Source organism: Rhodococcus sp. NPDC057135, from assembly GCF_042670865.1.
GTDB lineage: Bacteria > Actinomycetota > Actinomycetes > Mycobacteriales > Mycobacteriaceae > Rhodococcus_F.
Window position 1 is genome coordinate 17,772 of the sequence record NZ_JBHUUU010000008.1, and the last position, 20,198, is coordinate 37,969.

Genomic DNA, 20,198 nt, shown 5'->3' on the forward strand with positions numbered 1-20,198 from the left:
CTATCTGTCAGGAGTTTGTCGACTTTGCTTGTCGAGTTCGCGTCGGGGGAGTAACGTCCAGTGAACTAACTCACTAGTTCGTACATTAGCTTCGAACGTCGACACCGAGGTGCCCTGATGACTCCATCTCTGCCGGTTCTGGTCCTCAACGGACCCAACTTGAATTTGTTGGGCCAGCGGCAACCGGAGTTCTACGGGACGGACACCCTGGACGACGTCGTTTCCCGCTGCGAAGTTGCGGCCCAGAAGTTCGGAGCGGTGGTCGAAGCAAAGCAGTCGAACCACGAGGGTCAACTGATCGATTGGATCCACGAGGCCAGAGGAAGAGTCGCGGGCATCGTCATCAATCCCGGTGGGTATTCGCATACCTCCGTTGCGTTGCGAGACGCACTGGTCACACTCGACGCCCCCGTGGTGGAGGTGCACATCAGCAACATCCACGGCCGCGAAGAATTCCGTCACCACTCCTACGTGTCCGGGATCGCCGACGCGGTCATCTGCGGGTTGGGGATCGACGGTTACAGCGCCGCAGTCGAATTCGTCTGCATTCGAGAAGGGAAGAACTGATGAGTGATTCGATCCTCTGCGGTCTGATCGGCACCGGCATCGGAGCCTCCTTGACTCCGATCATGCACGAGGAAGAAGGGCGCAGACAGGGCCTGCCGTACGTGTACCGCATCCTCGATCTCGATGCGATGGGGATGGCGCCGTCGGACATCGGTGAACTTCTCACCTATGCACGACGTTTCGGGTTCCGCGGCCTCAACATCACTCACCCGTGCAAGCAGTTGGTGATCGAGCACCTCGACGAGCTCTCGCCGGACGCAGACAAACTCGGCGCAGTGAACACGGTCCTCTTCGACTCCGGCAAGGCGATCGGACACAACACCGATTGGTCGGGCTTCGGACGGAATTTCGACGAGGGGCTACCCGGTGCGCAGCTCGATCGCGTCGTGCAGCTCGGTGCGGGCGGAGCAGGTGCGGCGGTTGCCTATGCCGCGCTCACCCGCGGTGTCGGGACGCTGACGTTGGTCGATTCGAGCCTGGCTCGCGCGGAAGAACTCGCGGATGCCTTCTCGCGGCAGTTCCCGGCGCAGGTAGTGCAGGCGCGGCACACGAGCGACCTCGCCGAAGCGCTCGGCAACGCACACGGATTGATCCACGCGACACCGATGGGAATGGCGGCCCATCCCGGAATGGCCTTCTCCCCGGATCTGCTCCGCCCTGATCTGTGGGTGGCGGAAATCGTCTACCGCCCGCTCGAAACGGAACTGTTGCGTCAGGCCAGGTTGATCGGCGCGCCGACGCTCAGCGGAGGCGGGATGACTGTCTTCCAGGCCGTCGACGCATTCCGGATCTTCACGGGCATCGAGCCCGACAGCAAGCGGATGCTCGCTCACATGACCGAACTGGTGCACGGCGAACAGACTGCGGCAGCGCTGTGAGTGCCCCGGTTCGGACGTCGATCGCGACGGTATCGCTGAGCGGCACTCTCGAGGAGAAGCTCGACGCCATCGCGGCCGCCGGCTTCGACGGCTTCGAGGTGTTCGAGCCGGATTTTGTTGCTTCGCCGTGGTCCCCGAAGGAATTGCGAACGAGGGCAGCGGATCTGGGGCTCACCCTCGATCTGTATCAGCCGTTCCGTGACTTCGACACGGTGGACGAACGTCAATTTGCTCGGAATCTTGTTCGAGTGCAACGCAAATTCGAGCTGATGGATCAGCTGGGATGCGAGACGCTCCTGGTGTGCTCCTCGCCCCTACCGACCGCGAGTCACGACGACGGTCAGTTGACAGAGCAGTTCGGAACTCTCGCCGAATTGGCGTCCGAGCACGGCAAGAAAGTTGCGTACGAGGCGCTCGCGTGGGGAGCCCACGTCAACACCTACGGCCACGCATGGAAGATCGTCGAAGGGATCGACCATCCTTCACTCGGAACCTGTCTGGACAGCTTCCACATCCTCTCGCGCGGTGACGATCCCGCCGGAATTCGCGAGATTCCGGGCGAGAAGATCTTCTTCCTCCAGTTGGCGGACGCACCGTTTTTGGCGATGGACATCCTGCAGTGGAGCCGGCACCACCGAAACTTCCCGGGGCAGGGCAGTTTCGACCTGAGTGCTTTCGCTCAGCACGTCTACGCCACGGGCTACGACGGACCGTGGTCCCTCGAGATCTTCAACGACGTATTCCGTCGCGCCGACACCCAGCGAACGGCAATCGACGCTCATCGGTCGCTGCTCCACCTCGAAGAACAGGTCGCTGCCGCGAACCCGGTCGCCGGTGGACCCACGCTGTTCATCGCCCCGGAGCGCACGCCGCTCGAAGGAATCGTGTCTCTGCGAATCGCGGCGGGACCAGCTAAGCAGGACCAGGTGCACACGATGCTCTCCCGCCTAGGTTTTCACCTTCTCGGGCGGCACCACGACCACGATTTGCAGTTGTGGCGGCACGGATCGCTCACCGTTGCCGTGGACGCGACTGCGGGCACGGTGTGGACGGCGCCCGGGCTGCCTGCGGATCTACCGGTTCTGACTCAGATCGGCATCCGGGCAACCGAACCTGAAGTGTGGGGTGAGCGAGCGCTGGCTCTCGAAGTGCCGGCGACGCGAGTGCAGTTGCCGGGATCGAGTGACGAGAACTCCGAGGTACCGGACGTCGTACGTCTGAAGGTCACCGACGCGACGTCGATCGACCTTCGGGGCCCTGGCAGTGCTGCGGCGTGGGAATCGGCATTCGAGATCTATCCGCTACCCGCCGAGCGCAATCGTGAACAGGGCGCAGTGTTCACCGGGATCGACCATGTGGCGCTTGCAGTTCCGGCCGAGAGCTGGGACGGCATCATGCTGCTCCTGCGGTCGGTGTTCGAGATGCACCCGCACGAGGGGCAGGACGTCACCGATTCCGTCGGCCTCATGCGGAGCCAGGCGCTCACGCTCGTTCAAGACGGCGACGGACAGGCCCTGCGCATCTCGCTGAACATGGTGGAGGGCAGTCGAAGCGGGCTGCCGACCGTTCGCCGCGGCGGCGTCAGTCACGTCGCCTTCGCGTGTGAGAACATCTTCGGTGCTGCCGCGTCGATGCAGGACTGGGGCTTTGTGCCGCTACCTATTTCCCCGAACTACTACGACGATCTCGACGCGCGTTTCGGACTGAATGCCGAACTGCTCGACCGTATGCGTAGCGCCGGAATCCTTTACGACGCGGACGCTCACGGCGAGTTCTTCCACCTGTTCACCCCGACCGTCGGGGGAGACCTGTTCTTCGAGGTCGTGCAGCGAGTGGGTGGGTACGAGGGCTACGGGGAGGTCAACTCCGCTGTGCGACTGTCGGCTCAATTGCGTGCGAGTTCGACGTGACCTCGACTCGGTGCGGGTGCGAGTAGACGTTCATCGAATCGCCGCGGATGAAACCGGCGAGAGTCAGCCCGGACTCCTGCGCTAGTTCCACCGCCAGTGAGGACGGCGCGGAGACGGCTCCGAGGATCGGAATGCCGGCCATGACGGCCTTCTGGACGAGTTCGAACGACGCCCGACCGCTGACGATCAAGATCGTGTCGTACAGGGGCACTCGGCCGTCGGTGATTGCCCACCCGATCACCTTGTCGACCGCGTTGTGACGGCCGACGTCCTCACGCAGTGCCAGGAGTTCGCCGGTGGCGGTGAACAATCCGGCCGCGTGCAGGCCGCCGGTGCGTTCGAAGATCCGTTGGCTCTCCCGCAGCGTGACCGGCATGGCCGACAGGGTGGTGGAGGTGACGGAAGTGGTGTCACCGACCAACGGATGACGCGTCGTGGTCCGGACGGCGTCGAGTGAGGTCTTGCCGCACACTCCGCACGCGGAACTGACCACGGTGTTGCGGTCGGTGGTGTGATCGGGCAACGGCACTCCGGGAGCGAGAGCGATGTCGAGGACGTTGTACGTGTTCGCACCGGTGTCGTCGACGCCGTCGCAGTAGCGGACGACGCTCACGTCGTCGCGGGTGGCGATGATGCCTTCGCTGAGGAGGAATCCGTGTACGAGGTCGACGTCGTTGCCAGGTGTTCGCATCGTCACGGCCAGCACCTGGCCGCCGACCCTCATTTCGAGTGGTTCCTCGACGGCCAGCGTGTCGGGGCGCGTGACGACCCGATCGCCCGAGATTCGAACGACCGGTGTTCGTGTGGTGACTCGTCCCATCTCAGACGCCTGAAGCTTCGAGTCGAACGGTGACTGCCTTCGAGACCGGTGTGTTCGACTTGGCTGCAACGTGTTCGAGGGGAACGAGGGGATTCGTCTCGGGGTAGTACGCCGCCGCATTACCGCGTGGGGTGTCGTAGGAGACGATGCGGAACTGCGTGACCCGACGCTCTTCGAGAGTGCCGTCTGGGGTTGTCCATTCGGACACGATGTCGACCAGATCGCCGTCGCGGAATCCGAGTGCGGTGATGTCTTCGGCATTGACGAGGATGACTTTGCGTCCACCCTTGATGCCGCGGTATCTGTCGTCGAGGCCGTAGATCGTGGTGTTGTACTGGTCGTGGCTTCGCATGGTCTGCAGAATCAGACGGCCACGGGGAGTGGGTATCCAGTGCAGGTCGTTCACGCCGAAGTTGGCTTTGCCGGTGTGCGTGCGGAATTCGCGCGAGTCACGTGGTGGGTGGGGGAGCTGGAATCCGTCGGGCTCACGGACGCGGGTGTTGTAGTTTTCGCAGCCTGGCACCACCCGCGAGATGGAATCGCGAATCAGGTCGTAGTTGCGCTCGAACGCCGACCAGCGGACGGAGTGATCGCTGCCGAGTAGTTCGCGGGCGAGTTGGCAGATGATGGCGACTTCACTGCGCAGGTAAGGGCTGACCGGTGTGAGGCGTCCGCGGGACAGGTGCACCATGGACATCGAATCCTCCACGGAGACAAGCTGCTTTCCGCCGGCTTGGACGTCGAGGTCGGTGCGTCCGAGGGTGGGGAGGATGATCGCGGTCTGCCCGTGGACCACGTGACTGCGATTCAGCTTGGTGGAAACCTGCACGGTGAGTTCGCACTGGCGCAATGCCGTTTCGGTGGCCGCAGTGTCCGGGCTGGCCTGGATGAAGTTGCCGCCCATCGCCATGAAGAAGCTTGCCTTGCCGGCGTTCATGGCGCGGATCGCGTCGACGGTGTCCCAACCGTGCTTGCGTGGGCTCGAGATCGAGAACTCGGTGTCGAGCGCGGCCAGGAACTCTTCCGGCATCTTCTCCCAGATGCCCATCGTGCGGTCACCCTGGACGTTGGAGTGTCCTCGCACGGGGCAGACGCCTGCACCTGGTTTGCCCATCATCCCGCGCATGAGCAACAGGTTGACCGCTTCCTCGATGGTGGCGACTCCGTGTGTGTGCTGAGTGATGCCCATGGCCCAGCAGGTGACTGTTCGTTCGGATCGGACCAGGGCGGCGGCTGTTTCCTCGAGTTGCGCCATCGACAGGCCCGTCGCTTCGATCACGGTGTCGAGATCGACTGCGCGGATATGCTTCTCGTACTCGTCCCAACCGGCGCAGTACCGGTCGACGAATGCGCGATCGACGACGGTACCGGGAGCGCGATCTTCCTGTTCGAGCAGCAGTTTCCCCAGGCCCTGGAACAGCGCCATGTCTCCGCCCAGCCGGATCTGCAGGAACTCGTCCGCGATCTCGACTCCGTGCCCGATCACGCCGGACACCTTCTGCGGATCCTTGAACCGTCGCAATCCCGCTTCGGGCAGGGGATTGATGGCAATGATCTTGGCGCCGTTGCCCTTTGCCTTCTCCAGCGTCGAGAGCATTCGAGGGTGGTTCGTGCCGGGATTCTGCCCGGCGATGAGGATGAGATCGGCGTTCTCGAGGTCGGGGACGGTCACCGAACCTTTGCCGATGCCGATGGATTCGGTCAGCGCGCTCCCGGACGACTCGTGACACATGTTGGAACAGTCGGGCATGTTGTTGGTGCCGTAGCTCCGAATCATCAACTGGTAGAGAAAAGCTGCTTCGTTGGAAGTGCGACCGGAGGTGTAGAACACCGCCTCGTCCGGCGACGCGAGGCCGTTCAGATGTTCGGCGATCAGTGCGTACGCGCCGTCCCAGTCGATCGGCTGATAGTGGGTTGCGCCCGGCGTCAGAACCATCGGGTGTGTCAGTCGGCCCTGCTGCCCGAGCCAGTAATCGGTCTTGCCTTCGAGGTCGGCGATCGAGTGCTCCGCGAAGAACTCGGGTGTGACGGTGCGAAGCGTTGCTTCCTCGGCAACAGCCTTCGCGCCGTTCTCGCAGAACTCGGCGGGCTTGCGATGTCCGGGAGTCTCGGGCCATGCGCACCCCGGGCAGTCGAAGCCGTGACGCTGGTTGAGCCTGGTGAGCGTTCGGGCGGTCCGCAAGGCCCCCATCTGCTCGATTCCGCGTTGCAGCGACACCAGGACGGCCGGTACTCCGGCGGCGTAGTCCTTGGGATGCGTGACTTCGAGATCTGATTCGTCGATGTCTTTCGAGGGGCCCTGGCGCGTCATGTCTCCATAGTGGCCCGAACGAGCCGGTACTGCCATCGAATGGCCCGGTCGAACTCGCCGGAATGCGACATTCATCGGCTAGCCTTACCTACCGAACCAGCGGACTTAAGGGGCAAGAACATGGATCGAACGGACGCAGGTCGGCTGACCCGGCGCGGATTTCTGATCGGCACGTCGGGAGCGTTGCTGGCATTCGCCGCAGCCTGCTCCAGTTCGAACGACGAGGACACGCCCCCCAGCGGTGATACTGCGGGATCGATCACACACAAGTTCGGTACCACCGAACTGCCGAAGGATCCGCAGCGGATCGTCAGTGTCGGATACAACGATCAGGATGCGATTCTCGCGCTCGGCGGGACCTTGGTCGGAACCTTCGACTGGTACGGCGACTACCCCTCGGGTGTGTGGCCGTGGGCGCAACCTCTGCTGAACGGGTCGACTCCGGAGATCATCGGAACCGCGGGCACCACCATTCAGATCGAGAAGGTCGCCTCCGTGACACCCGACCTCATTGTGGGCACCTACTCCGGGCTCACTCAGGCGCAGTACGACAAACTCAGTGCCATCGCGCCGACAGTGGCACAGCCGAAGGAGTTCGCGGATTACGGAATCCCCTGGCAGAACCAGACGACCGTCATCGGCGAGGCCTTGGGGCAGCAGGGAAAGGCCACCGAACTGATCGCCGGCGTCGAGGAGAAGTTCGCCGACGTGAAGACGGCCAATCCGGCGTTTGCGGGCAAGACCGTTCTGGTGGGCGCGTTGAAGGGGCCGGGGCAGTTCGGGGTCTACGGACCGGAAGACCCCAAGGTGCGGTTCTTCACCGAACTCGGATTCGTGAATCCGCCTGTCACCGATCAGATCACGGGTAACTTCGCCGAGATCAGCACCGAGCAACTCTCTCTTGCCGACGTCGACGTACTCGTCTGGTACGCCGGTGGTGGTTACGGCGACAAGCTTCGCGCGGAATTGGACAAAACCCCGATCTACCAGGAACTCGACGTCGTGAAGGACGGCCGCGCGATCATCCTGGAAGACGCTGCTGCCGAAGCCATGACGTGGAGCACCGTACTGAGCCTGCCGTACGCGCTCGAACAGATTCCGCCGCGGATTGCGGGCTTACTCGTCTGATCGGTTCACGGACAGCTCGGTTCAAGCACCGGGGATTCGGACAGTCGGCGGTACTCTCGCCTCATGGGTGTACACGTGCGGCCGGCTGTCCGATCCGATGTTCCGGCACTGTCGGCGGTGTTGGCCGAGGCGTTCGAGGACGATCCCTTGATGGCGTGGATGTTGCCGAACGAAGCCACCAGGGCTGATCGTCTGACGAAACTGTTTGCCGCAGAAGCTCGTTACCACCACCTCGCCGGTGGCGGTGTCGAGGTGGCCACCGATGACAACGGCGTGATCGGCGGGGCAACTCTGTGGGATCCGCCGGGGCGATGGAAGCAGTCGTGGATCTCCGGGCTCATGAGCTTGCCCGCAATGGTGCGTGTCTTCGGCAGCGGATTGCGACATGCGGCCGAGGTCAGCTCCGTTCTCGAAGGAGCACATCCGAATTCGCCGCATTGGTATCTCGCGACCGTCGGGACCGGCAGTGCAGCTCGAGGTGGGGGATACGGCAAAGCGCTGCTGAACTCCCGGTTGGAGCGTTGCGACCGTGAACATGTCGACGCTTACCTCGAGAGCAGCAAGGAATCGAACATCCCGTACTACAACCGCTTCGGTTTCGAAGTGACCCGCGACATCGTCATGCCGGGCGGCGGGCCGACGATCTACGCAATGATGCGTCAACCGCGGGGCGCGTGATACCAACTAGTGGTGACCCAGATTCCCGAGCTCCACGCAGGCACACCGTTCGACGAACTCGACGACTACATCGCTCTGGCCAGGTTGTCCGGCCTGGTGTTGTCGCCAGACGGCTCGCTGCTCATCTGCGCGCGCGCAGTTCTCGACGACAAGAGCGCCGAATACGTGTCCTCGTTGTGGGAGATCGACCCGGAAGGTCGACGTCCTGCGCGTCGGTTGACCTGGGGTTCGACCAGCGAGTCCGGTGCTGCCTTCGCGTTCGACGGCGACGTGCTCTTCACCGCCACGCGAGCGGTGCCGGGCGAGAATGACCCGCAACCCGCACTGTGGCGTCTACCTGCGGCGGGCGGAGAAGCTCAGCTGCTGATCTCACGTCCCGGTGGCGTCTCGTCGGTATCAGCGGCCAAGGCGGCGCCGACGTTCGTGGCCCAGACGTCGGTCATGGCTTCGGCGATCAGTCTCGACCAGGACGATCAGGTGCGATCGGCGCGCAAGGACAAGAAGGTCACGGCGATGCTGCACACCGGTTATCCGGTGCGGCACTGGGACCACGACCTGGGGCCCGATCATCCGCATCTGGTTGTGGCTGAGACGGATTCGAAGGAATCCGTCGAATTGCGGGACATCACGCCAACTGCAGGCGCGGCGCTGCGAGAGACGTCGACCACGATCTCCGACGACGGTCTCTTCGTGGTGACGACGTGGACTGTCGGCGATCCGAGTGCCGCCCGCCGATCGACGTTGGTTCGGATCGACACGGTGACCGGCGACCGAACCACCCTCGTCGACGAGGCGGACGCGGACGTCTACAACCCGGTGCTCTCGCCGGACGGAACCAAGCTCGCGTTCATTCGGGAGACTCTCACCACGCCGGAGTCCGCGCCGCGAATGACTCTGCAGCTCTACGACTTCGGATCCGGTGCCGTGACCGGGGTTGCCGACGGTTGGGATCGCTGGCCTACCTCCCTGGCCTGGCTACCCGACGGATCCGGGCTGGTGGTCACCGCTGACGACGGCGGCCGCGGTCCGATCTTCACGATCGACCTGTGGGGCCAACCGGTTCGCCTGACAGCCGACGACGCGGCGTACACCGACGTTCGAGTGGCGCCGGACGGTGAGTCGATTTACGCGTTGCGGGCTTCGTACGAAGCGCCCCCGCACGTGGTGCGGGTGGATCTTCGATCAGGGGAGATCACCGCACTTCGTGGACCCGACCCGCTGCCGGAGCTGCCGGGAACGCTGACCGAGATCACTGCGCGCGCCGAGGACGGTTCGACGGTGCGTAGCTGGTTGGCGCTGCCGACCGGCGCCGCGCCGCATGCACCGGTGCCATTGCTTCTCTGGGTCCACGGCGGGCCCCTCGGTTCGTGGAACACCTGGTCCTGGCGGTGGAATCCGTGGCTGCTCGTCGCCAAGGGCTATGCGGTACTGCTGCCCGATCCCGCGCTCTCGACCGGATACGGCCAGGATTTCGTTCAGCGCGGGTGGGGTCAGTGGGGCAAGGCGCCTTTCACCGATCTGATGGCGATCACCGATGCTGCCGTCGCGCAGCCCGAGATCGACCCCAAGCGGACAGGCGCGATGGGTGGTTCGTTCGGCGGTTACATGGCCAACTGGATCGCCGGCCATACCAACCGTTTCGACGCCATCGTCACCCACGCAAGTCTCTGGGCACTGGACCAATTCGGCCCGACCACGGACGCTGCCTGGTACTGGCAGCGCGAGATGTCGCCCGAGATGGCCGTCGAGAACTCGCCGCATCTGTACGTCGCAGACATCACGACGCCGATGCTGGTGATCCACGGCGACAAGGACTATCGGGTTCCGATCGGTGAGGGCTTGCGGCTCTGGTACGAACTGCTTGCGGAGTCAGGTCTGCCCGCCGACGACGACGGGAAAACGGACCATCGCTTCCTGTATTTCCCGGACGAGAATCACTGGGTGCTCAAGCCGCAGCACACCAAGATCTGGTACGAGGTGGTCACCGCGTTCCTCTCCGAGCACATTCTCGGGGAAGATGTCGCCCTGCCGGAAATTCTGGGCTGAACTGCGCGTGCCTCGTTCGGCCGCAACGGCCGAACGAGGCACAATCTTCTTCGCGCGGATCCGGACCGGAATCAGGCGCCGGGGCAGCGAACGGTGTAGGCCCACTCGGTGTGGTCGGGGCCGGTAACACGGACCAGGACGGACGAGGCCCCGCCGGCGGGCACGTTGACGACCGCCGAACCGGTTCCCTCGTTGATGTTGTCGCCGATGTATCCGGTGCTGTGGATCAACCGACCTTCGTAGTACACCTCGATCAGGTCCGGGACGTTTTCGGTCTCGTAGCCGAGCACGAACGACGTCGGGCCACCGCGGCCGAGTTCGTGCTTGGTGCTGGTGATTCCTGCGCCGCCGGAGACCGTGGAGGCGTCGCAGCGCTGCGTGGGTGCAAACGATCCGCCGCCGCCGCTGCCGCTGGCCAGGCCACTGAGAATGTCCCTGACATTGCCGCTGGCCAGGCCGTTGACGATGTCCGTAGCGCTGGTCGAGCCTGCGGACAGGCCGCCGATGATGTCGTTCACGTTCCCCGTGGCGATTCCGCCGACGATGTCGCCCACGCTGCCGCTGGCGATGCCGTTCGCGATGTCGTTCCCCAGGTCGCCCACGCTTCCGTTGATCGTGGCGCTGCCACTGTCGACGCTTCCCTGCACGCTTCCTTCGATGCCGGGTGCAGCGGACGCAGTCGCCGGAAGCACCAGGGCAACCGCCGCTCCGATCGTCGCGGCAGCCGCCAAGGTTCGAACGCCGGGACGGCGAGAACTCCAGTTGTTCAACATATTTGCTCCACAGGTCGTTGGTCGGTCGTCCTTCAGAGCGATCCTGTCAGCGGAGCGGATCGGTGAATATCGTTTGTTCGGCTGACCCCCGGACTGCGGGGACCGTCGTTCGTGGCCACCGCGACGCCTGACGGGCGAATTCGTTCACGACGGGGGAGTCATTAGGATCAAGTGGTGACCAGTGCAGCTCCAGAGAACCCCCAGACCCCCGCCGACGCCCTACCCAAGAGCTGGGACCCCAGCGCGGTAGAGGCCGATCTGTATCGAGGCTGGGTAGACGCCGGGTACTTCCAGGCCGACGCGACCAGCGACAAGCCCGGCTACTCCATCGTGCTGCCGCCCCCGAACGTCACCGGCAGCCTGCACATGGGTCATGCCCTCGATCACACACTCATGGACGTGCTCAGCCGCCGCAAGCGGATGCAGGGCTACGAGGTTCTGTGGCTGCCGGGCATGGACCACGCCGGAATCGCCACGCAGTCCGTCGTCGAGAAGCAACTCGCTGCCGACGGCAAGACCAAGGAAGATTTCGGCCGCGAGCTGTTCATCGACAAGGTCTGGGACTGGAAGCGCGAATCCGGCGGAACCATCGGTGGCCAGATGCGGCGCATCGGTGACGGCGTCGACTGGAGCCGCGATCGTTTCACGATGGACGAGGGCCTCTCGCGCGCCGTCCAGACCGTCTTCAAGCGCATGTTCGACGAAGGCCTGATCTACCGCGCCGAGCGTCTCGTGAACTGGTCGCCGGTGTTGCAGACCGCGATCTCCGACATCGAGGTGAAGTTCGAGGACGTCGAGGGTGAGCTGGTCTCCCTGCGCTACGGCTCGCTCGACGACAACGAGCCGCACGTCATCGTCGCGACCACCCGCGTCGAGACGATGCTCGGTGATACCGCAGTGGCTGTCCATCCCGAAGACGAGCGCTACAAGCACCTCATCGGCACAACTCTCGATCATCCGTTCACCGGGCGTCAGATCCCGATCATCGCGGACGACTACGTCGATCCCGAGTTCGGAACCGGCGCAGTGAAGATCACGCCGGCTCACGATCCCAACGACTTCGAGATGGGCCTGCGGCACAACCTGCCGATGCCCACCATCATGGACAAGACCGGCAAGATTGCCGACACGGGAACCGAATTCGACGGTATGGACCGCTTCGAGGCTCGCGTCAAGGTTCGCGAAGCCCTCGCCGAGCAGGGACGTGTCGTGGCCGAGAAGCGCCCGTACCTGCACAGCGTCGGACACTCCGAGCGCAGTGGTGAAGCTATCGAGCCGCGCCTGTCGCTGCAGTGGTGGGTCAAGGTCGAAACCCTGGCCAAGGCCGCCGGCGACGCGGTTCGCAACGGCGACACCGTCATTCACCCGGCAAGTCAGGAACCGCGCTGGTTCGACTGGGTCGACAACATGCACGACTGGTGCATTTCCCGCCAGCTCTGGTGGGGACACCGCATCCCGGTCTGGTACGGCCCCGAGGGTGAAGTTGCGTGCTTCGGTCCCGACGAAACGGCACCGGAAGGCTGGGTCCAGGATCCCGACGTCCTCGACACCTGGTTCTCCTCCGGACTGTGGCCCTTCTCGACGATGGGTTGGCCCGACAAGACACCCGAACTCGAAAAGTTCTATCCCACCAGCGTTCTCGTCACCGGCTACGACATCCTGTTCTTCTGGGTCGCCCGCATGATGATGTTCGGCACGTATGTGTCCGAGGACGAGTCGATCACCGCCGGTCCGGGTAAGTCCGGCGCGCAGATGCCGTTCAAGGACGTGTTCCTGCACGGACTGGTTCGCGATCAGTTCGGCAAGAAGATGTCGAAGTCTCGCGGCAACGGTATCGACCCACTCGACTGGGTGGATCGTTTCGGCGCCGACGCCCTGCGATTCACACTCGCACGCGGGGCCAACCCGGGCAGTGACCTGTCCGTCGGTGAGGATTCGGCGCAGTCCTCACGCAACTTCGCGACCAAGTTGTTCAACGCGACCAAGTTCGCGCTGATGAACGGCGCCGCTCCGGCGCCGCTGCCCGCTCGAAGCGAACTGACCGACGCCGACCGCTGGATCCTCGACCGTCTCGACACGGTCCAGGCCGAGGCGGATGTCGCTTTCGATCGCTACGAGTTCAGCAAGGCATGCGAAGGCCTGTTCCACTTCGCGTGGGACGAGGTCTGTGACTGGTACCTCGAACTCGCCAAGGTGCAGTTCGCCGACGACGAGGCCGTCGCCGCGAACACCCGCGCAGTGCTCGGTAACGTTCTCGATGCACTGCTCCGCCTCCTGCACCCGGTCATCCCGTTCGTGACCGAAACCCTCTGGAAGGTGCTCACCGGAGGCGAATCCGTCGTCGTCGCCGACTGGCCGACGCTGTCCGGGGTCGCAGTCGACACTGCGGCCGCCACCCGGATCGAAGACACCCAGAAACTAATCACCGAGGTGCGACGTTTCCGAAACGATCAGGGGCTCAAGCCTTCCCAGAAGGTCCCGGCGCGTGCGTCCGGGCTTTCGGAGGCCGGCATGGACGGCCAGTTCGCCTACGTGGCAGCGCTGGCCAAGCTGACCGAACCCGAAGAGGGATTCACCGCATCGATCTCCGTCGAGGTGCGTCTGAGCCAGGGCACCGTCACGGTCGACATCGACACCTCGGGCACCATCGACCTCGGTGCCGAGAAGAAGCGGCTCGAAAAGGACCTCGCGGCAGCGCAGAAGGAACTCGTCACCGCCGACAACAAGCTTGCGAACGAGGCCTTCTTGGCGAAGGCGCCCGACGCCGTCGTCGACAAGATCAAGAACCGTCGCCAGATCGCCGTCGAAGAGATCGAGCGCATCACAGGACGTCTGAAGGAGTTGGCCGACAAGTGAGTTCGTACGAGCCGTCCCAGTTCGACGCTCAGAGTTCGGTTCCGACTCCGGTCGACATCGCCGAGCTGGCGCTGGTCGAGGCCGAACTCGACAAGCGTTGGCCCGAGACCAAGATCGAGCCGTCACTGACCCGTATCGAGGCGCTGATGGACGTGCTGGGCTCGCCGCAGCACAACTATCCATCGGTGCACGTGACGGGGACCAACGGCAAGACGTCGGTCACGCGCATGATCGACTCTTTGATGAGCGCTCTGCATCGTCGTACCGGCCGAACCACCAGCCCTCATCTGCAGATCGCGACCGAGCGGATCAGCATCGACGGTCATCCGATCTCACCGCGGCTCTACGTGGACACGTTCCGCGAGATCGAACCGTACGTGCAGATGATCGACGCACAGTCCGAGGAAGCCGGGGGACCGGCGATGAGCAAGTTCGAAGTGCTCACCGCGATGGCCTATGCGGCATTCGCTGAGGCACCGGTCGACGTCGCCGTGGTCGAGGTCGGCCTCGGCGGACGCTGGGACGCCACCAACGTGATCGACGGACAGGTCGCGGTGATCACCCCGATCAGTCTCGATCACGCCGAGTATCTGGGTACCGACCTGGCCGGGATCGCGGAGGAGAAGGCCGGAATCATCAAGAAGGGCCGCGAGGACCTGGTTCCGGTGGACACCGTCGCGATCATCGCCGAGCAGACTCCCGAAGTCATGGAGGTACTGCTGCGGCGAGCAGTCGAGGTCGAAGCTGCGGTCGCTCGCGAGGGCTCGGAGTTCAAGGTGCTTGCTCGCCAGATCGCGGTGGGCGGACAGCAGCTCGAACTCCAGGGTTTGAGCGGTGTGTACACCGACATCTTCCTCCCGCTGCACGGCGAGCATCAGGCACGCAATGCGGCTCTCGCGCTCGCGGCTGTCGAAGCGTTCTTCGGTGCCGGTCCGGATCGACAACTCGATCAGGATGCAATCCGCAACGGGTTCGCCTCGATCGTCAATCCTGGTCGCCTCGAACGTGTTCGGAGTGCGCCGACCGTATTTCTCGACGCCGCCCACAATCCCGACGGTGCCCGCGCCCTCGCGGCCGCACTGGCCGCGGAGTTCGACTTCCGCAAGCTCGTGGGAGTGGTCAGCGTCATGGCGGACAAGGACGTCGACGCAATCTTGACCGCATTCGAATCCGTCTTCGACGAGATCGTCGTCACTCACAACGGATCACCCCGGGCGATGGACGTCGAGGAACTGGCCAACATTGCCGTCGCGAAGTTCGGCGACGAGCGCGTCGTCGTCGCACCGGTGCTTGCCGACGCCTTGGAAGTCGCGATCGAAATCGCCGAGCAGGTCGCCGAACCCGGTGAAGCCGTATCAGGGGCAGGTGTCGTGGTGACGGGATCCGTCGTGACCGCAGGCGCCGCCCGCACGCTGTTCGGAAAGGACCCCGCGTGAGCACCCCGTCAGAATCCAATCCCGAGTCCGGCGACACTGCCGGTGAGTTCGGGCCTCCGACCAAGGACCCGTGGAAGAGTTTCCGCGGAGTGATGGCCGGAACTCTGATCCTCGAGGCGATCGTCGTGCTGCTGGCATTGCCGGTCGTTGCGGTAGTCGGCGGTGGCCTCACCGCGCTCTCGGCCGGATTCATCATCGGCTTGGCGGTACTGATGATTCTGGGAGCCGGAGTCCAGGGAAAGCCGTGGGCGATGGGGTTCAACGTCGCACTGCAGGTGATTCTTCTGTTCGGTTTCTTCGTCCACCCGTCGATCGTGGGTGTGGCCATCACCTTCGGGATCGTCTGGGGATACCTCGTCTACCTGCAGAGAGACATCAAGCGCCGGATGGACAAGGGCCTGCTTCCCGGCCAGCGGGACTGACCATTTAGGCTGTCCGCTGTGACTGAGCGCACCCTCGTACTGATCAAGCCCGACGCCGTTGCCCGTGGATACGTAGGAGAAATCCTCAGCCGTATCGAGCGCAAAGGCCTGACAATTGCAGCACTCGAGCTCCGCGTAGCTTCCGAAGAGGTGGCTGGTAGCCACTACGCAGAGCACGCCGAGCGCCCGTTCTACCCGAGCTTGTTGGAGTTCATCACCTCCGGTCCGCTGGTGGCCGCAGTGCTCGAAGGCCCCCGCGCCATCGCTGCTTTCCGTCAGTTGGCCGGCGGAACCGACCCGGTCGACAAGGCTCTTCCGGGCACGATCCGCGGCGACTTCGGACTCGAAGCGCAGCAGAACCTCGTTCACGGCAGCGATTCCGTGGAGTCGGCAGAGCGTGAAATCGCTCTGTGGTTCCCCGCGCTGTCGTCCATCTGAATCTTCTATCCGGGCCTTCGGCCCACATCTCCACAGCGAATTCTCGGCACGTATCCCACATCGGTGCGCCCTTTGCAGTTGCAGGCGCGTTGGTGTGGGATACTGCTTTCAGTTGAACCGCAATTTGTTTTACGCACGTTCAACCGGATGACACCTAGGTTCGATGCCCTTTCATCGCTGCTCCAGGTCAACAGGAAATCCCTGGACCTCTGCACGCTGGATGATCAGGCGCTCGCGCACAGGACAACGGCCATCCAGCCAGGCACTTCATGTGCTCGCAGTGAATAACGGGCACTGCGGACCATGCGGAGCGAGACCTTACAATCTCGTACTCACTTCTGGGTGCGAGTACACACAGCACGCTCCCGCGTGGCCGCGTGACAACTCGACTTCTGGGTTGGACGCGCCCGGGGGCTGAGGAGACTTACGTGGCCGATCAATCCCCAACCGAATCAGATTCCAGCACCACCCCGGAATTCCCCGACAAGATGCGCGTACACGCGCTGGCGAAGCTGCTCGGTGTCACCAGCAAGCAGGTCCTTGCCGAAGCTGCAGCGCTCGGTACCGAATTACGCAGTGCGCAGTCGAGTCTCCAACGTGACATCGCTCAGCGGATTCACGCTTCGTTGACCTCCGCGGCCGAGGCCATCGAGCCGGTCGTCGCCGAGCTCGACACCCTCATCGACCCGGTTGTCGAAGTGCCTGCTGCGGAAACTCCGGCCGAGCAGCCTGCTGCGGAGATTCCAGCCGAGAAGCCGGTGAGGGCTCGTCGAACCCGTAAAAAGGCAGTAGTTGTCGAAGAACCGGCAGCAGAAGAAGCGGTGGATCCGGCTGTCGCCGAGATCAGCGCTGGACTCGACGCCGCTGCTGCGCTGCAGAGCAAGGAAGCCGAGCAGTCCGATCTGTTCACCTCGTTCGAGGCGCCGCAGACCCATCAGCCCGAGGTGGCTCCCGCCGCGCCGCAGGTTCCGCTGTTCCTGCAGCCGGATCTCGAGGCAGCCGAGGTGGCCCCGCGTCGCCGTCGCGCCCGCCGTGAGCCTGCCGCACCAGCAGTCGTCGAAGAGAAGCAGGCAACTGCGGAAACCGAAACAGTCGCACCCGAGGTCTCGCCGGTTGTAGTTCCAGCCGTCGAAGAGCCGGCTGTGACCGCCCCGCAAACCGAGGGTGAGAGCGCCGAGTCCGAGGACGAGGACGACGATCAGCCGCGTCGCCGTCGTCGTGGACGCCGTGGACGTGGCCGTGGCCGCGGAGAACAGGGTGGCGAACAGGGCGGCGAGCAGGGTAGCGATCAAGGCTCGGACGAAGAGTCGGAGACGACCACCGAAGCGGAGCAGGAAACTGCCCCCGAGTCGGTCGAAAAGCAAACCGAAGATGCTTCCGGCGGAGAATCCGGAAACAAGACCGAGTCCGACGCGGATGCAGAATCCGAGAACGCCGACGATTCCGACCTCGATGCTGACGGATCGAGCCGTCGCCGCCGTCGCCGTCGCCGTCGTAAAACCGGCACCGATGCCGCCACCGACGCGACTGCGACGTCCGAGGACGATCCGCCGAACACCGTCGTTCACGAGCGCGAACCGCGCAACAAGACCCGCGTCAAGGACGAGGTCCAGGGCATCAGTGGCTCGACGCGTCTGGAAGCGAAGCGTCAGCGTCGCCGCGACGGTCGTGACGCCGGCCGTCGTCGCCCACCGATTCTGACCGAGTCGGAATTCCTTGCCCGTCGTGAAGCCGTCGACCGCGTCATGGTTGTGCGCGATCGAGCAGACAGCGGTCAGCCGCACGCGACTACACAGGTAGCAGTCCTCGAAGACGGCGTCCTGGTCGAGCACTTCGTCACCAACTCGGCTTCCGCATCGATGGTCGGCAACGTCTACCTCGGACGCGTCCAGAACGTGCTCCCCAGCATGGAAGCTGCGTTCATCGACATCGGGCGTGGCCGCAACGGCGTGCTCTACGCCGGTGAGGTCAACTGGGAGGCGGCCGGTCTCGGTGGTAACTCGCGCAAGATCGAGCAGGCTCTCAAGCCTGGCGATCAGGTGCTCGTTCAGGTCAGCAAGGATCCGGTTGGGCACAAGGGTGCGCGACTGACCACACAGATTTCGCTTGCCGGTCGTTTCCTCGTCTACGTGCCCGGCGGCACGTCCACGGGTATCAGCCGCAAGCTCCCGGACACCGAGCGCAAGCGTCTCAAGGAAATCCTGCGCGACATCGTTCCCGCCGACGCCGGCGTGATCATTCGCACGGCGTCCGAGGGTGTCAGCGAAGAAGAGTTGGCGCGCGACGTGACTCGTCTGCAGGCGCAGTGGGCCGGCATCGAGGAGCAGGCCGCCGCTGCGGACGCCGGCAAGTCGGGCAACCCGCAGGCGCTGTACGAAGAGCCGGACATGCTGGTCAAGGTCATTCGTGATCTGTTCAACGAGGACTTCTCCAAGCTGGTCATCGAGGGCGAGAAGGCGCACACGACGGTCGAGAACTACATCAACTCCGTCGCTCCGGACCTGCTTCCTCGGCTCGAGAAGTACACGCCGAACAACGGAATCGACGTCTTCGCGGCTCGCCGTATCGACGAGCAGTTGGCAAAGGCACTCGATCGCAAGGTGTGGCTGCCGTCCGGCGGCACCCTGGTGATCGACCGCACCGAGGCCATGACCGTCGTCGACGTCAACACCGGCAAGTTCACCGGAGCCGGCGGAAATCTCGAAGAGACCGTCACCCGTAACAACCTCGAAGCTGCCGAGGAGATCGTTCGCCAGATGCGCCTGCGGGACATCGGCGGAATGATTGTCGTCGACTTCATCGACATGGTCCTCGAATCGAACCGGGACCTGGTCCTGCGTCGACTCACCGAATGCCTGGGTCGCGATCGCACGCGCCATCAGGTGTCGGAGGTCACGTCACTCGGACTCGTGCAGATGACGCGCAAGAAGTTGGGCACCGGATTGGTCGAGGCCTTCTCGACTACCTGTGAGCACTGCCACGGCCGCGGCATCATCGTGCACTCCGAGCCCGTCGAGGTGAAGTCCTCGGACGACGGCGGATCGCGTTCGGGCTCGCAGCGCAGTGATTCCGGTACCTCGCGCAAGAACAAGCGTGGCCGCGGAGACAAGTCGGCTTCGACCGAGTCCAACGGACAGGAAGCTCCGGCGCCGGAGGTTCCGGCTGTCGACGCGACGGTCAAGCGGGCTCATCCGGTGGCATTGGCGATGGCCTCGCATCACAACGACGACGACGAGACCGTCGCGGCCGACTCGATCGAGTCTGATTCCGCCGGTACGTCTTCGGGGGATGATGCATCCAAAAGTGCCGATCGGCAACAGGATCGGCCGAGTGATACTCCTGCTGCTACTGAGCGCCCTGACGTTCCTGCTGTGGACTCTGCTTCGGAAGAAGCAACTCCCGCAGTGGGTAACGAGCGGGAAGCAGCTCCCGCAGTGGGCAACGAGCAGGAAGCCGCTCCGCGAGGTCGTCGGCGTAGTCGCCGGGCGTCGCGGGCAGCGTCGGCACCGGTTGCCGAAGCAGCTCCCGAGGTGGGCACGGTCTTCGTGATTCCGACTCCGGAACCCGTGGCGGAAGCGGTCGTGGAAAACGTTCCGGCTCCGGCCACCGAAGTTCCGGCTGAGGAAGAAGTTGCCGTCGTCAAGCGGCCCCGTCGCAGGCGTGCAGCAGCACGTCCCGCGGGTCCGCCGGTCGACGGAGAGTAGAACTACCGTCTTTCGGTCGGTTGGATGTCTTGGCGATGAGCGAGGACATCCAACCGTTATCCGAAGTTTCAGCTGGTAGAAGCAGTACAGAGTAGTGAGCACCACCCCTCGGCGGGGCGGTTTGACCCTGACGGTTGCTTTCCCGTAACCTTGGAGGGTCGCCACCCGGCGGTAGAGATTCCGTGTGCCTAGAGTGCGCGTGAATGTCCCGGTACGTCAGTGCCGAGCCGA

The 20,198-nt window shown here is 63.9% G+C and carries 14 protein-coding genes; 11 read left to right on the top strand and 3 right to left on the bottom strand.

Annotated features, from left to right (window positions below; translation table 11 throughout):
* Positions 1-117: 117 nt before the first annotated feature.
* From aroQ to ACFT1A_RS16435, 3 genes are read left to right on the top strand one after another with little or no spacing between them, the layout of a single operon-like run.
* Positions 118-567 carry a type II 3-dehydroquinate dehydratase gene (gene aroQ, locus ACFT1A_RS16425; protein ID WP_378447847.1) on the top strand — a complete coding sequence of 150 codons (450 nt, stop codon included), beginning with the start codon at positions 118-120 and terminating at the stop codon, positions 565-567.
* Positions 567-1,445, top strand: coding sequence for a shikimate dehydrogenase (locus ACFT1A_RS16430; protein WP_378447848.1), 879 nt, complete (start codon positions 567-569; stop codon positions 1,443-1,445). The genes aroQ and ACFT1A_RS16430 overlap by 1 nt, the downstream gene beginning before the upstream one ends.
* Positions 1,442-3,355 carry a TIM barrel protein gene (locus ACFT1A_RS16435; protein ID WP_378447849.1) on the top strand — a complete coding sequence of 638 codons (1,914 nt, stop codon included), beginning with the start codon at positions 1,442-1,444 and terminating at the stop codon, positions 3,353-3,355. The genes ACFT1A_RS16430 and ACFT1A_RS16435 overlap by 4 nt, the downstream gene beginning before the upstream one ends.
* Here the strand turns inward: ACFT1A_RS16435 and fdhD are convergent.
* Together fdhD and ACFT1A_RS16445 are read right to left on the bottom strand one after the other, a co-directional pair.
* Positions 3,306-4,175 (bottom strand): formate dehydrogenase accessory sulfurtransferase FdhD, encoded by an 870-nt coding sequence (fdhD, locus tag ACFT1A_RS16440; RefSeq protein ID WP_378447850.1) that lies wholly within the window; start codon positions 4,173-4,175, stop codon positions 3,306-3,308. The two genes, ACFT1A_RS16435 and fdhD, sit on opposite strands and share 50 nt — an antisense overlap.
* A gap of 1 nt (position 4,176) precedes the next feature.
* On the bottom strand, positions 4,177-6,486 hold the full coding sequence (locus ACFT1A_RS16445) for an FdhF/YdeP family oxidoreductase (protein ID WP_378447851.1): 2,310 nt from the start codon (positions 6,484-6,486) through the stop codon (positions 4,177-4,179).
* Between the two features lie 120 nt (positions 6,487-6,606).
* Here ACFT1A_RS16445 and ACFT1A_RS16450 point away from each other — a divergent pair, with 120 nt between their 5' ends.
* The 3 genes from ACFT1A_RS16450 (at position 6,607) to ACFT1A_RS16460 (ending at position 10,338) form a co-directional block, all read left to right on the top strand.
* On the top strand, positions 6,607-7,614 hold the full coding sequence (locus ACFT1A_RS16450; protein WP_378447852.1) for an iron-siderophore ABC transporter substrate-binding protein: 1,008 nt from the start codon (positions 6,607-6,609) through the stop codon (positions 7,612-7,614).
* Between the two features lie 63 nt (positions 7,615-7,677).
* Positions 7,678-8,292, top strand: coding sequence for a GNAT family N-acetyltransferase (locus ACFT1A_RS16455; RefSeq protein WP_378447853.1), 615 nt, complete (start codon positions 7,678-7,680; stop codon positions 8,290-8,292).
* Positions 8,293-8,304: 12 nt separating this feature from the next.
* Positions 8,305-10,338 carry a prolyl oligopeptidase family serine peptidase gene (locus tag ACFT1A_RS16460; protein ID WP_378447854.1) on the top strand — a complete coding sequence of 678 codons (2,034 nt, stop codon included), beginning with the start codon at positions 8,305-8,307 and terminating at the stop codon, positions 10,336-10,338.
* Between the two features lie 71 nt (positions 10,339-10,409).
* Here the strand turns inward: ACFT1A_RS16460 and ACFT1A_RS16465 are convergent, their stop codons facing one another.
* Positions 10,410-11,111, bottom strand: coding sequence for a hypothetical protein (locus tag ACFT1A_RS16465; protein ID WP_378447855.1), 702 nt, complete (start codon positions 11,109-11,111; stop codon positions 10,410-10,412).
* Positions 11,112-11,285: 174 nt separating this feature from the next.
* On the opposite strand from ACFT1A_RS16465, the gene ACFT1A_RS16470 reads away from it, so the two are divergent.
* From ACFT1A_RS16470 to ACFT1A_RS16490, 5 genes are all read left to right on the top strand, one after another.
* The gene (locus tag ACFT1A_RS16470) at positions 11,286-13,967 is read left to right on the top strand and encodes a valine--tRNA ligase (protein ID WP_378447856.1); all 2,682 of its coding nucleotides are present in this window, start codon (positions 11,286-11,288) and stop codon (positions 13,965-13,967) included.
* Entirely contained in the window at positions 13,964-15,403 is a 1,440-nt protein-coding gene (locus tag ACFT1A_RS16475) for a folylpolyglutamate synthase/dihydrofolate synthase family protein (RefSeq protein WP_073512181.1), read from the top strand. Before ACFT1A_RS16470 ends, ACFT1A_RS16475 begins: the two co-directional genes overlap by 4 nt.
* Positions 15,400-15,825: a DUF4233 domain-containing protein gene (locus ACFT1A_RS16480; RefSeq protein ID WP_378447857.1), complete on the top strand. Its 426-nt coding sequence runs from the start codon at positions 15,400-15,402 to the stop codon at positions 15,823-15,825. The genes ACFT1A_RS16475 and ACFT1A_RS16480 overlap by 4 nt, the downstream gene beginning before the upstream one ends.
* An 18-nt stretch (positions 15,826-15,843) precedes the next feature.
* On the top strand, positions 15,844-16,263 hold the full coding sequence (ndk, locus tag ACFT1A_RS16485) for a nucleoside-diphosphate kinase (RefSeq protein ID WP_019749070.1): 420 nt from the start codon (positions 15,844-15,846) through the stop codon (positions 16,261-16,263).
* A gap of 428 nt (positions 16,264-16,691) precedes the next feature.
* Positions 16,692-19,967 carry a translation initiation factor IF-2 N-terminal domain-containing protein gene (locus ACFT1A_RS16490; protein ID WP_378447858.1) on the top strand — a complete coding sequence of 1,092 codons (3,276 nt, stop codon included), beginning with the start codon at positions 16,692-16,694 and terminating at the stop codon, positions 19,965-19,967.
* The last annotated feature ends 231 nt before the right edge of the window (positions 19,968-20,198 follow it).